This is a genomic window from Paenibacillus sp. FSL W7-1332 (assembly GCF_037969785.1).
Lineage (GTDB): Bacteria > Bacillota > Bacilli > Paenibacillales > Paenibacillaceae > Paenibacillus_AQ.
In genome coordinates this window covers 6,410,577-6,424,296 of record NZ_CP150209.1, presented here as the reverse complement: position 1 = coordinate 6,424,296, position 13,720 = coordinate 6,410,577, and the positions used below count along the sequence as shown (strand labels likewise).

Sequence of the window (13,720 nt, the reverse complement as noted above, 5' to 3'; positions counted from 1 at the left end):
CGAAACCAACATACTTGAAAGTGAGGGACAACGCATGCTAACCCAAATCAGTGTTGCCATTATTGCCGTAGCATTTGCGGTTCTGGTTTTCTTTTTAATCAAGACATTAAAGGCTGCGACACAATCGCTCGAAAAGGTAACCGAAACCCTTCAGGATGTTCAAAAGACGGTGGACGAATTGACTTATGAAGTGAAGCAGACCATCCGGAATACGAACGATATTACGGTGGACGTTCAGCATAAGATGAGACAGATCGATCCGGTACTGGATACCGTCAAGAATCTGGGAGAAGCTTTAAGCGAGGTCACCTATGCGGTGAAGCAGGTATCCTCCGGCATGGTTAGCCGCTTTAAGCAATCCCGGATGGAGCAGAAGAAAGAGCAGCCTGCCCGTATGGAAGTGCCTTTGACGGCTCAGGATCGTACGTTCCAGTCCTATGATGCGGTATATCAGAACACGGAAGCGCAAGAAAAGTCACGCGGTCGGAACTGGTTAGCCTACGTGGATACAGCGGTTGGTCTGTGGAACAGCTTCCGTCGCCAAAAAGCCAGATAAACGTAAGAAAGCTAAACCCGGGTATAGCTCCGACAGCTGAAGAAAGGAGGAGGTCGCATGTGGAATGTCGCACTGTTGATGGTAGGGCTTTTGATTTACTCCGGAGGTGGGGGTGCTGTGGCAGAGCCGCAGCCTTCTGCCGGGATGTCGCCACCGCCTATAATTCATGCCGCTTCGGATGTTGGACAAGCACAAACCAGCGACAACTCTACGGAGAGCTATGGAACTTTAAACGGGATTTCGCTAACGGATAACAAGCACGATGTCATTCGGAAGCTGGGAACGCCGGCTCGAATTGAGCATGAAGAGCTGACCGGAATTACCAAGCTGGATTACAAAGATATGGAGATTGGGGTCCGCAACGGCTACACGGAATATGTTCGTGTGAAGCCCTCTGCCGTATCCTTTCAGGTTGAAGACCAGCGTATTGGTATGACAACCGATCAAATTAGGGCATCACTGGGTAAGCCGTATTTCAAAGCGGAGGACGGGGATGTGTACCTTGAGAACCATCAAGCGCTTAAGGTATTTATTGACCGGGACTCCGGCGAAATTGCAGGGATTGATTTATTTTTCGATTATAGCGACTGAATTTGTTTCAACCTTAAGAAATAAGGTTAATAACAAATGGACTATAACCTAAATCGAGGTTTTACACTATTAGGGGAGGTTTTCACAATGGAATTTACCAATACGAAGTCATATGCCAAAGTCGTTGAGAATGGTACACAAGCGGTTCAGGAGGTGCAGAACCTGCGGCAGTCCGGTTACGATCAGGATCGGATTTATGTATTGGCTCATGATTCGGATAAGACAAGCCGGATCGTGGATGCATCCGATGCGAATAACGTAGGCATCAAGGAAGAAGGCGTGTTTGACGCCTTTGCGAATTTGTTCCGGTCCCGCGGCGATGAGCTCCGCGCCAAAATCGTATCGCTTGGCTTCACGGAGGCCGAGGCTGGATTCTATGAGAAACAGCTGGATCTAGGGAAAGTACTTGTTATCGCTAAAAAAGATTGATGATATAGCAACGAAGTTCAGCTTTATGACAGCATCGATGGTAGGCGTTATAGGACTTAAAACATAGATAAGGAATGAGACCATAGACGTCTCATTCCTTATCTATGTTTTAAAAGAATGTTCCATATACCTAGTAAAAGTGGAAGATTCAAGATTTAGAACCTTTTTCTATGGCAATTGATTAGAGGACTATTATAGTATAATAGTAGGAAAAGGATTTCTATCGTATAATCCGAAACGTTAAGGGAGAGGGCAATGAGAATATTAATCGTAGATGACAATCCGACTAACGTCATTATTATCCGAGAAATCTTAAAAAAGGAAAATTACCAGAACACTCTATCTGCATCTTCAGCCCTGGAAATGCTGGAGCATTTGGGGATCGGCGATCGCAGCCAAGAACTCCATCCCCGGAGATCGGACATCGATCTGATCCTGCTTGATATGATGATGCCCGAGATGGATGGAATAGAAGCATGCCGTATAGTTCAGCAGTACGAACATTTGAAAGATATACCGATCATTATGGTTACCGCCGTTGGGGATTCCAAGAAGCTGGCCGAAGCGCTGGATGCCGGTGCCGCCGATTACGTAACGAAACCGATCAACAAGGTAGAGCTGATGGCACGCATACGCCTGGCGCTCCGGTTGAAGCATGAGAAAGACTGGCATATTGAGAGAGAACAGCGGGTCCAGGCTGAATTGAAGCTTGCGGCCATGGTACAGAATGCCGTATTGAGCTTACCAATTGAAGATGATCAGCTTGAAATTCATGCGCTGTACCAGCCCTCGGCGGAGCTTGCGGGAGATTTGTACGCATGGTACCCGCTTGGTGATGGTCGTTATGGCGTGATTCTGCTGGATATGATGGGACACGGGATTACTTCGTCCCTATTTTGTATGTTCATCGCTTCGGTTCTGAAGGACACGGTGACGACTTATGTCGAACCGGAGAAGGTGGTTCAGGAATTGAACCGCAGGTTCAATCAGTTAAACCTCGGCGAACAGCTGATACAGTACTATTTTACAGCGATCTATCTTGTTGTGGATACCCGTTTAAAGCGGGTGGACTACGTCAACGCAGGGCATCCGCCGGCTCTCTTCTTTCAGGAGAGCGGGGATGTGATGACCCTGGATCAAGGCTGCTGCCCGGTGGGATTGTTTGACCGGATCGAAGACATGGAGCCAAGAAGCTTTCAATATGAAGGCGAAGGACATTTGGTTATGTATACGGACGGCCTGCTCGAACTGGTGGAGGGCGGTCATGACGAGAAGCTGGATTATCTGAAGGAGCATTTGGGAGGCCCTCATCATTGGAGAGAAGATGAGATGAAGAAGCAATATTTTGTGGATGATCCATCGCAGGAGCGAGAGGACGATAAATGCCTGGTTTGGATATCTCTTAAAAAAGGAGAGGAAACCAATCAATGAAGCTTAGGAGCAAGTTAGTCATTGGTTTTACGACTTTGTTGGCGCTCATGCTGGTTCTGACCTTGATTGGTTATGACCGAATCAGTTATATGAACGACCAATTGAACCAGATCTATCAGGATCGCTACCAAAAGGTACGAAACTCCAGCGCAATGCGCGGAGAAGTCAACGATATGGCACGAGAGCTTACGAACATGATCTTGAGCAATGACCAGTCTACTTTTGCTGTGTCCGAACAGGAACTGGAAACGATGACAGCACGAGCTCAAACGTATTTTCAAGCGATCAAAGAAAGTGCAAATGCTGCGGAAGAGCAGCAATTGTTAGTCCGGATTGAGCGTGCGGTGAATCAATATATCGTTTATCAAAATAAGACACTGGAGCTGCTGGCAAAGAGCAACGCAACGGAAGCTAACCTGCTTCGTAATTCGACCGGACAATCTGTCCAGGAAGAGATGCTGATGAGTTTGAACGAGCTTAGCAGCTACGAGAACCAGAAGATCAATGATGATATAACAGCAGCGAAAGCAGCATATGACCGCTCTGTCCAAATGTTTATCTATCTCATGGCTGGCGGTTTGTTATTAGGAATGCTGGTCATTCTATGGATTCTTCCAAGCATTACCCGGGGCATCAACGTAGTCTCCATGATGTTGAAGAGCTTTGGAGAAGGCAGATTGAAGGCGATCCGTCGTATTAAAGTTACGTCCAAGGATGAGTTTGGCGATGTGGCCCGGGTATTTAAAGACCTGTCCGAAGATATTATCGAGAAGCAGCGCATCGAGGAAACCTATCTCCAGGCCCAGCGTGATCAGTCCTGGCTCAACTCGAATATGGCCAGAATCACGGAGCTGCTGGAGGGGATCAATTCCTTGGAGGAAGTCGGTCAGCGGTTTATCAGCGAATTTACGCCGATTTTGGGTGCTCATTATGGAGCTATCTATATTCGTCAAGAAGACAAACATCCGAATAAGTTGGAGATGAAAGGTTCTTACGCCCATGAAGGCGGCGAAGAGCCGAAGATTTCCTTCATGATCGGGGAAGGGCTTGTAGGTCAAGCTGCGCTCGACAAGAAACCGATCGTGCTGAAAAGCGCGCCGGAAGATTTCATGAATGTGGAATCCGCTTGGGGATCATCGAAGCCGGTATCCGTCGTGATCTATCCGATTCTGTTTGAGAATGAAGTGTTGGGTGTTGTTGAGTTGGCAGCCTTTGAAGAAACAACATCACTGCAGGAGCAGCTTTTATCTCAGCTGAGTCAATCGCTTGGCATCATTCTGAACAATATTACAGGCCGTCTGCGGGTAGAGCAGCTGCTGCGCGAATCGCAGGCCATGACCGAAGAACTTCAGGTTCAATCGGAAGAGCTGCAGACCCAGCAAGAAGAGCTTCGCCGCACCAACGAAAATCTGGAGGAGCAAACTAATGCCCTCAAGCGTTCCGAGGACTTGCTGCAGCGCCAGCAGGAAGAGTTGGAGCATTACAATACCGAGCTTGTTGCCAAGACGCGTGCGCTTGAGGAACAGGTGCAGGAAGTGGAAGAGAAGAACGATGAGATCGAGAAGGCGAGAATGCAGCTTGAGCAGCAAGCGAAGCAGCTTTCCATTACAACGAAGTATAAGTCGGAATTCATGGCTAATATGTCTCACGAGCTGCGGACCCCGCTTAACAGTCTGCTGATTTTATCACAGCTGTTGTCGGAGAATAAGGATGGAAATCTGAGCAATAAACAGATTGAATATGCACAGACCATATACATGTCGGGCTCCGATCTGCTCAAAATGATCGATGAGATTCTAGATCTGTCCAAAGTGGATGCCGGGAAGATGGAGATCCATTATGAGGACGTTCAGCTTCCGGATATTGAAGCCTTCGTGGAGCAGAACTTTGCCGCCGTGGCATCACGCAAGCATATTGACCTGGGTGTGCATATCAGTGAAGATATTCCGCAGAGCATTGTCACGGACAGCCATCGCGTGAAGCAAATTCTTCGCAATCTGTTGTCGAATGCCTTCAAGTTTACCAATAGCGGCTCCGTCGAGCTGCATGTGGAAAAGGCCGACAAGGAGAAGCTTCCGCTTTACCTGAATGCCGAAGCGGATTATGTGGCCTTTGCTGTCAGAGATACCGGAATCGGTATCCCGGCGGATAAAACGGATCTGATCTTTGAAGCCTTCCAGCAGGTAGACGGCACAACCAGTCGTAAATACGGGGGAACCGGGCTTGGTTTATCTATCAGCCGCGAGCTTTCCCGTCTGCTGGGCGGGGGCATTCTGGTTGAATCGGAAGAAGGTAAGGGAAGCTGCTTTACGCTCTTCCTGCCATCCAGCCATCCGGATTTGGTAGAGAGTAATCAGGAAGCAGCTGCAGCAATTGAGGCCCCAACGGAGAGTAATCTGATCGTACCGAAAGCGAAGATGATTACAAAAGAGGTTCAGCCATCCATACAGGTGGATGACGATCGCAATCAGCTCGGACCGACAGATAAAGTCTTGCTTATCATTGAGGATGATGTGAAGTTTGCCAGAATTCTTCTGGATATGGCCAGAGGCCGCGGCTTCAAGGCCTTGGTTGCATTGCAGGGGGATATCGGTCTGGAGATGGCCAAGTCGTACAAACCGGATGCCATTATCCTGGATATCCAGCTTCCGGTTATTGACGGCTGGTCTGTCATGGGCGAACTGAAGAGCTCTGCGGTTACGCGCCACATTCCAGTGCATGTCATTTCCGTCGTGGATGAAGTGAAGCAAGGATTAATGATGGGTGCGATCGCTTACTTGAAGAAGCCGTCATCGAGAGAAGCGCTGGAGGACGCGTTTACGCATATCGAATCCTATGCGGAAAAATCGATGAAACATCTCCTGATTGTTGAGGATGACGACATTCAGCGGAATTCGATCATTGAACTGATTGGTCATGACGATGTATCGATTACGGCGGCATCCACAGGCGCCGAAGCGCTCAGTGAGCTTCGCAAACAGCGCTATGATTGTATGGTGCTTGATCTGATGCTAACGGACATGACAGGCTTTGAGCTGCTGGATCAGATCCGCGATGACGAGAACCTGGTGGATCTGCCGATCATTATTTATACAGGCAAGGATCTTGATTCGAAGGAAGAGATGCAGCTTCGCAAATATGCGGAGTCGATCATCATCAAAGACGTGAAATCGCCAGAGCGGCTTCTGGATGAAACGACGCTGTTCCTCCATCGGGTCGAGGCTGATTTGCCGGAAGATAAACGCAAAATCCTGCAGAAGCTGCACAATAAGGAAGAGCTGTTTGAAGGCAAGAAGATTCTGCTGGTGGACGATGATATCCGCAACGTGTTTGCTCTCTCCAGCGTGCTGGAGGGCTACAATATGGAAGTCACCTTTGCGGAAAACGGCAAGGAAGCCATTGAGCTGCTTCAGGATCATCCGGAATTTGATCTGGTGTTAATGGATATGATGATGCCGGAGATGGACGGATATGAGGCGATGCGACGTTTACGCGAAATGCCGGAATTCGAGAAACTGCCGATTATTGCCCTGACAGCCAAAGCCATGAAAGAGGATCGTGCAAAATGTATTGAAGCGGGAGCTTCCGATTATATGAAGAAACCGATACAAACGGAGCAACTTCTTTCGCTTATGAGGGTTTGGTTGTATTCGTAAGCCGCTTTTGTGGGTAAAGTACAAGTAGCAAATAAACACGGGGAAAGCGGTGCAAGCGTGATGTCATCTAGTGACCATATGGAATCAGAACAACTGTTGTTGACAGAGGAAAGCGAACGTGAGCTGGAACAGATCGAGATTGAGCTTCTTTTGGAAGGTATTCATCGATTCTATGGTTACGATTTTCGCAATTACGCCATTCCCTCATTGAGGCGGAGAATCTGGCATCATGTTCATGCCGAGGGCGTGTCCACCATATCAGCCCTACAGGATAAAGTGCTTCACGACCGTTCTTGTTTTGAGCGGCTTATATATAATCTATCGATTCCGGTTACGGAAATGTTCAGGGATCCGAAGCTATTCCTGACATTCAGGCAGTCTGTAGTTCCATTGCTTCGTACGTATCCTTATATACGGATTTGGCATGCAGGCTGTTCGACCGGAGAAGAAGTGTATTCCATGGCCATTTTGCTTCATGAAGAGGGATTGTATGAGAAGTCCCGGATTTATGCGACGGACATGAATTCGCGTTCGCTCCAGCAGGCCAAGGAAGGCGTATTCGACATCAAACGCATGAAGCAATATACCAAGAATTATATGGAGGCGGGCGGTACCCGCTCGTTCTCCGAATATTATACAGCGAAGTACAATTCGGTTATTTTCCAACCGTTTTTGAAGAAAAACATGATATTTGCCGAGCATAATCTGGCAACAGACCGTTCCTTTAACGAGTTTAATGTGATTTTTTGCCGGAATGTCATGATTTATTTTAATGATCAGCTGAGGGATCACGTACACGGATTATTTCACGAGAGTCTAAGCCATTTTGGTATTCTCGTACTGGGTTCTAAAGAGTCCATACACTTTACGAATTATAGTGAAGCTTATGAGACGCTGGACCGGGTGGAGAAAATATACCGGAAGATTAAATAGAGTTTTGTAGGAGGATCTCATGGGGTTTCACGAACCGATTCATATTCTGTTGGTAGATGACCGCCCTGAAAACTTACTTGCGCTCGAAGCTGTTCTGGACAGCGAACAATACACGCTAATAAAAGCTACTTCGGGGGAAGAGGCTTTACGATATCTCTTGAAGTATGATTTTGCCGTGATTGTTCTTGATGTACAAATGCCCGGCATGGACGGTATCGAAACAGCAAGGCTGATCAAGGCGAGAGACAAGACGAAGGATATTCCGATTATATTCATTTCTGCAAACAGCAAGGACGCGGAGCATCTTTTTGCAGGATATTCCGCAGGAGCAATCGACTATATGGTTAAACCCTTTATCCCTCAAATCTTGAAATCCAAGATCGAGGGTTTTGTCGATATGTACCGGACCAATAACAGGCTGAAGATTCAGTCCATGCAATTGCATCAGAAGACCCAGGAGCTTGAAAAAATTAATCAAGAGCTTGTGCTGGCCAAGGAAGAAGCGGAGATTGCCGCCAAAGCCAAAACGGAATTTCTGGCGATGATGAGTCATGAGATCCGTACGCCGATGAATGGCGTCATCGGGATGATTGATTTGCTGATGGACAGCGATCTTCAGGATGAGCAGCGGGAATATGCAGCCATTATCCGAAACAGTGCGGATGCCTTGGTTAACATCATTAATGACATTCTGGATTTCTCCAAGATGGAATCAGGCAAAATGGAGCTGGAGGAATATCCGTTTGATCTCAAGTCCTGCGTTCAGGAAGTGTTTGGTTTGTTCTCCGGAGAAGCCTCCAAGAAGAATCTGGAGCTCACGTATTACATTGAGGATCAAATTCCTGCAATCGTATTCGGGGATATGGGACGCCTTCGTCAAGTATTGGTGAATCTGGTATCCAATGCCGTGAAGTTTACCAATGAGGGTGGTGTGTATTTGGTTGTCTCGCTTGCCCAAGCTGAAGAAGACCGATTAACCCTTGAATTCACTGTGAGAGATACGGGAATTGGTATCTCATCCGAAAAAATCGATCGCTTGTTCAAGCCGTTCTCTCAGTTGGATTCCTCAATGACAAGGCGGTACGGTGGAACAGGACTGGGGCTGGCAATCTGTAAATCGCTCGTACAGATGATGGGCGGAGAGATCGCGGTGGAGTCCAAGGAAGGCAAGGGAGCCACTTTCGTATTTACGATCTGCGTTCATACACATGAGGAAGAGCATCAACGACTCCGGGAAGAGGAGCGTTCGGCAAAATATCGTGTGCATGGGGAGAGGCAACCGAACATCCTGATTGTGGACGATCATCCGATTAATCGAAAACTGATGGACAGTATGCTGGAAAAGATGGGAATGAAAGCGGATATGGCGGAGGACGGCAGACAGGCAGTTGAGATGGTTGCAGGTCCTAAAGTCTACGACATGATCTTCATGGATTTGCAGATGCCTGTAATGGATGGTCTTGAGGCGGCGCGACTGATCCGCCAGATGAAGCCGGAAGCTGAGGCTCCCGTTCTGGTTGCGATGACGGCGAATGTGATGGACGGGATTCAGAAGCGCTGCTTTGACGCGGGTATGAATGAATATATCAGCAAGCCGGTAAAAATCAGCTGTGTGAAGCACCTGATATCCCGGTATGTACCGGTAGAACCGGAAGGATGGGATATGCCCGCAAGCCCTGTTCGCATCATCAACGGTTAGTACAGAAACCGATTTCCATATATTAGCGTGCCCATAACCCTCTTTAACCTGTTTCAACAAGCCAGATAACGGGTTATGTAAAGGGAAAACAAATGATTGGGAGAGAGTGTCTATGAATACAAAAACGAATGATAAGTTCAATGCTAAGACCCAGATGAACGAGGGCGTATGCACGGTATTTCTGAGCGGTGAACTTGATCTGTCCGTCGCTCCTGATTTTCGATTAGTGATGGAGCCTCTTGTCGGCAATTCCGAAGTAGACTTGATCGTCAACATGAAGGACATGACATATATTGATAGTACGGGTATTGGTATTCTTCTGTCGATACTGAAAGCCAGACATGGCATGGAAGCACGCTTTGCAGTCGAGGAAGTTCCGCCGCAAATTCAAAAGCTGTTCGATATGACGGGTATTGCGAAGTTCTTTCAGTCGTAAGAAGAATTCCCAATAGGAAAGGATCGAAAAGAATGAATTCAGATGTTCAAAGAGTAACGCTTAATTTGCCTGCCAGTGCTGAATACGTGGATATTGTAAGACTGAATCTGTATGGAATAGCTTCTAAGATGGGCTTTTCCTATGAAGAGATTGAAGATATGAAGGTTGCGGTGTCGGAGGCCTGTAATAACTCGGTCTTGTATGCTTATAGTCAGGAAGGCGGAATGGTAGAGGTTTTATTTCAAGTGACCAGCGATTCGCTATCCATCACGGTCCGAGACGAAGGGGAGAGTTTCGACAGTATGGGAGCGGTTGGCAACCGTACACTTCATGATAAAGATCTCAGCGAGGTCCAAATCGGAGGACTAGGCTTCTACCTGATGGAGGCGCTTATGGATGAGGTAAGCGTGACAAACCAGGCTGGAAAGGGAACCGAGGTCACGCTGACGAAGCGTCTCGCAAGAAGCGAGGAGCCCGTATGAGTGATAAAGCGACTCCCCAAGAGTCCAGAGATGAAGCAGTTCATTTAATTGAACAATATCAGCAAACGAAAGATAACGATATCGCAACGGTGCTGATTAAGAAATATGAACCGATGGTCAAAATGGCGGCAGGCAAGATTGCCCGGAATCGGCCCGACCTGTACGAGGATTTGTATCAGGTTGGCCAAATGGCATTAATTCGTCTTCTGCAGCAATATGACATCAGCCTGGGGATTCCGTTTGAGCCCTATGCCATGAAAAGCATGATCGGTCATATGAAAAACTTTCTCCGCGATAAATCATGGTACATTCAAGTGCCAAGGCGGATCAAGGAAAAGGGTGCCTTGGTTCAGCAGGCGATAGATGAATTAATGGTGAAGCTGGAGAGATCTCCCGATGTGAATGAGATCGCATCCTACTTGGATCTTTCCGTTGAGGAAACGGTCGAAGTGTTGGCCGGACGTGAATGCTATCATTATGTATCATTGGATTCCCCTTTATCCCAGGAAGAAACCGGAGCGACGCTTGGAGAGCTAATCAGTTCGGATGTGAATGATTTTGATTCCGTTGAGAAGCGCATGGATCTTCAGCAGGCGATGAGCCAGTTGAAGGAGCAAGAGCAGAAGGTGCTATTGCTGGCATTTCAGGAGGGACAGTCCCAGAGAGCTATCGCTCAGAGGTTAGGCGTGTCGCAAATGAGTGTCTCACGTATACAGAAGCGTGCAACGGAAAAACTGAAGCAGATCATGTCTAATTCTTCTTACTGATATGGACAAGCCTCGTAGTAACAGTAACAGACGTATAGCAACATAAGGCACGCTTCCTCATTACGGGAAAGCGTGCCTTTTTGAAACCTTGCGATTTGTATTTACAGAAGGGAGTGTCAGTAAAACATGCTGGGGCCGGATAGGATGGAAGGTCAGGATATTTATTCTTTTGCAGGGGGATGGAAGTGGTACGATGTTCGAACGGATAACTGGCAATCCTCCTGGATCGGTGAACTTCGGACGCGCTATCCTTATACAGCCGAATGGTTCGATCAGGCGTCGACGTTAAAGGAACGAAACTACTTATCCGTCCGATTCAAGGATGGGGTGGAGCCGGTTATTATGGGAACCATGCTTTATAAGGTTACGGATGATGCCGATCATTACAAGTCGGAACAGTTCTATTTCTATACGGACGACCAAGTGCTGATCACCATCAATTTGGATGACCATACCCGGAGCATGATGGCTAAGTCCGAAAGAGCTTCCATGCTTCATCAATGCCATAAGCCCGTCGACGGCATGTTTGTGCTGGCTCGGACCATTTTGCATTATTACCATGCGGGAATGGATCAATTCGAGCATAACCTGCGTCTTGTCGAAAGTGATATGCGTACGCGCAACCGGAAGTCCTTAATGGACAGCATTCTAACGTCCCGGTTTGAGCTGTTGGAGTGGAGCAATTTGTTTATTCCTTTTCAGGAGCTGATCGCTGCAGCAAAAGAAGGGTATCATGGCGAGCTGGATAGCAGTCGCTCGTTTCAACAGCTCCTACATCGAGTGGAAAGAATGGAGAAGCTGATTCATCATTATGAGCGCGAAATCGATACGCTGGTTTCGATAGACGATGCAATCTCCGCGTTCCGCGGCAATGAAATTATGAAGACACTGACGATTTTTACGGTTGTGCTCACACCCGCAACCGTGGTCGGAGCCATCTGGGGGATGAACTTTGAAAATTTGCCCGCCATTAAGACGTTCTGGGGATTTACGGTAATCAGCGGTTTTACCCTACTGTGGACGGGAGGCATGTATCTTTGGATGCGTGCGAAGGGATGGACGGGAGACCTGCTTCAAGTAAAGTCCAGCAATAAAAATCTTTGAGGCATAATGGTGATCCATGAATGGCGGCAACAATGATCACAACGCCCGGTGACCATTATAGGCACCGGGCGTTTGCATGCGTTAAAGATACACTAGGATCGGGATTGATCAATATATCCTTGCAAATCCGAGATGAAATCCCCGATCATCGGTACGTTGACAAAGAAGCTGAGAATGTAACCCAGAAGACCCAGCACAAGTGCCGTGCCAAGGGTTAAGCCAAGTCCCCGGGATAGTCCGGCTGTGAGGTTGGCAATGATGCGTTTCTTGGGATTCATGTAATTCTCGATCATGTCCTTCATTTCGGATTTCTCCAGTGTGGTGGCAATTTTGTCCAGACGGGTGTTTAGTTTCTTCACTTCGTGACGCAGTTCAAAGGGATGCTCCTGGATATCATCCGCTTCCCGGGAGCGTCTTTCCTTGCTTATTTCGGATTCCTTTCGTGGCTCATCGCGTTGTCTCGAACGATCGCCGCTCCGGGTCGAGAAGCTGGAGCCGCTATGATATGGGTTCGCTTTACTCATAAGATATCCCCGCTTTCCAGGCAGAAACGCCGTTTCATTTCACTTATCAATCCATATGATGCTTTACAAGCTGACTGTCACGATCTGGCACAAAAATAGCCAGCTGTGTCAGCTGGCTATTCGTGACCTCACGAATTAAACATTCGTTGTCGATTTCATTTCACGGCTGACATCGGAAGAGGTGTCCATCGCTTTATCCTTTACGTCTTTGGAAGCATTTGAAACCTCGCTGGACACGTCTGCCGATGCTTCCTTGACGCTGGACATAATGCTTTGGCGGCCTTCATTCACGGTGGCCATCACATCGGAGGCTTTGGTGCCCACGGTTTTTGCAAGCTCAGAAGCTTTATCGCCTACGGTGTAAGCAACTTCCTTCGTTTTATCCGTTACCACGCTCAGTTTCTCGGACAAATCCCCGCGCAGTTCGCGGCCTGGCTTTGGAGCGAACAACAGAGCTGCCGCCGCTCCGACCAGGGCGCCGATGAAAGCACCTTTGAAAAATGTGGAACCGCTTTGTACTGGATGTTCTTGTTCTGTGTGATTCATAACTTTCACTCCTTTTAGTTAATATAAAAAGAATATAGACACGAGAATCAGGCTGTACGTCTAAATAGCTTGGCAGCAAGACCGAGCAAGAATACGAAGATAGCTGTACCGATGATAGCGGGCACAATGGCAAATCCGCCGATGACAGGCCCCCATGCTCCGAAGAGCCATGGTCCGAGCCATGCGCCTACGAAACCAGCGATCATGGACCCGATAATTCCGCCCGGCATTTCATGACCAGCCAGCGCATCCCCGATGATCCCGATGATGATTGCCATTACGATGCTGATGATGATTCCCCACATACGATCGCCTCCTTTTTAAAGAGCAATGTTTTTCGAGTGGGCTTGCTTATCTCGTAATTAAACCTAAGGCCACATCGTGAAACAGGACAACGTTAAACGGGAGATAAAATGAAGTGTCCGTCCCCTACGGAATGATCGCCTGCTGTTATTTGCAGATTTTTGTACTATACTGAATACAGATTTGCAACAATCCCCGAATTATCGAGGATTATAGGTACCAGATATACACAGGTTTTTAAGGCAGGAATACGGTCACAGACG

Annotated in this window: 14 protein-coding genes; 11 read left to right on the top strand and 3 right to left on the bottom strand. The window is 47.7% G+C overall.

All coding sequences use genetic code 11. The annotated features are described in order from the left end of the window. Positions 1–34: 34 nt before the first annotated feature. The 11 genes from MKX98_RS29310 (at position 35) to MKX98_RS29260 (ending at position 12,084) form a co-directional block, all read left to right on the top strand. Positions 35–556, top strand: a complete 522-nt coding sequence (locus tag MKX98_RS29310; protein ID WP_220683880.1) for a DUF948 domain-containing protein — start codon at positions 35–37, stop codon at positions 554–556. Between the two features lie 57 nt (positions 557–613). After that, positions 614–1,147, top strand: coding sequence for a hypothetical protein (locus MKX98_RS29305; protein ID WP_339219875.1), 534 nt, complete (start codon positions 614–616; stop codon positions 1,145–1,147). A gap of 87 nt (positions 1,148–1,234) precedes the next feature. Continuing rightward, on the top strand, positions 1,235–1,576 hold the full coding sequence (locus tag MKX98_RS29300) for a general stress protein (RefSeq protein ID WP_194544592.1): 342 nt from the start codon (positions 1,235–1,237) through the stop codon (positions 1,574–1,576). Between the two features lie 255 nt (positions 1,577–1,831). Then, positions 1,832–3,007: a SpoIIE family protein phosphatase gene (locus MKX98_RS29295; RefSeq protein WP_194544591.1), complete on the top strand. Its 1,176-nt coding sequence runs from the start codon at positions 1,832–1,834 to the stop codon at positions 3,005–3,007. After that, on the top strand, positions 3,004–6,663 hold the full coding sequence (locus MKX98_RS29290) for a response regulator (RefSeq protein WP_220683882.1): 3,660 nt from the start codon (positions 3,004–3,006) through the stop codon (positions 6,661–6,663). The genes MKX98_RS29295 and MKX98_RS29290 overlap by 4 nt, the downstream gene beginning before the upstream one ends. A 60-nt stretch (positions 6,664–6,723) precedes the next feature. Beyond that, the gene (locus tag MKX98_RS29285) at positions 6,724–7,596 is read left to right on the top strand and encodes a protein-glutamate O-methyltransferase CheR (RefSeq protein ID WP_076325426.1); all 873 of its coding nucleotides are present in this window, start codon (positions 6,724–6,726) and stop codon (positions 7,594–7,596) included. Positions 7,597–7,615: 19 nt separating this feature from the next. Further along, positions 7,616–9,295: a response regulator gene (locus MKX98_RS29280; RefSeq protein ID WP_220683883.1), complete on the top strand. Its 1,680-nt coding sequence runs from the start codon at positions 7,616–7,618 to the stop codon at positions 9,293–9,295. Positions 9,296–9,407: 112 nt separating this feature from the next. Then, positions 9,408–9,731, top strand: a complete 324-nt coding sequence (locus MKX98_RS29275; RefSeq protein WP_009594079.1) for an STAS domain-containing protein — start codon at positions 9,408–9,410, stop codon at positions 9,729–9,731. A 32-nt stretch (positions 9,732–9,763) separates the two neighbouring features. Continuing rightward, a complete protein-coding gene (rsbW, locus tag MKX98_RS29270; protein WP_071219608.1) occupies positions 9,764–10,213 on the top strand; it encodes an anti-sigma B factor RsbW in 450 nt (149 codons plus the stop codon). Next, entirely contained in the window at positions 10,210–10,980 is a 771-nt protein-coding gene (locus MKX98_RS29265; RefSeq protein ID WP_009594120.1) for a sigma-70 family RNA polymerase sigma factor, read from the top strand. Before rsbW ends, MKX98_RS29265 begins: the two co-directional genes overlap by 4 nt. 126 nt (positions 10,981–11,106) lie before the next feature. After that, positions 11,107–12,084, top strand: coding sequence for a magnesium transporter CorA family protein (locus tag MKX98_RS29260; RefSeq protein WP_339219871.1), 978 nt, complete (start codon positions 11,107–11,109; stop codon positions 12,082–12,084). 92 nt (positions 12,085–12,176) lie between these two features. On the opposite strand, the gene MKX98_RS29255 is transcribed toward MKX98_RS29260, so the two are convergent. The 3 genes from MKX98_RS29255 to MKX98_RS29245 form a co-directional block, all read right to left on the bottom strand. After that, positions 12,177–12,608, bottom strand: a complete 432-nt coding sequence (locus tag MKX98_RS29255; RefSeq protein ID WP_216534041.1) for a DUF5665 domain-containing protein — start codon at positions 12,606–12,608, stop codon at positions 12,177–12,179. 135 nt (positions 12,609–12,743) lie between these two features. Then, entirely contained in the window at positions 12,744–13,154 is a 411-nt protein-coding gene (locus MKX98_RS29250; protein WP_194544586.1) for a YtxH domain-containing protein, read from the bottom strand. Between the two features lie 47 nt (positions 13,155–13,201). Further along, a complete protein-coding gene (locus MKX98_RS29245) occupies positions 13,202–13,459 on the bottom strand; it encodes a GlsB/YeaQ/YmgE family stress response membrane protein (protein ID WP_194544585.1) in 258 nt (85 codons plus the stop codon). Between the last annotated feature and the right edge of the window lie 261 nt (positions 13,460–13,720).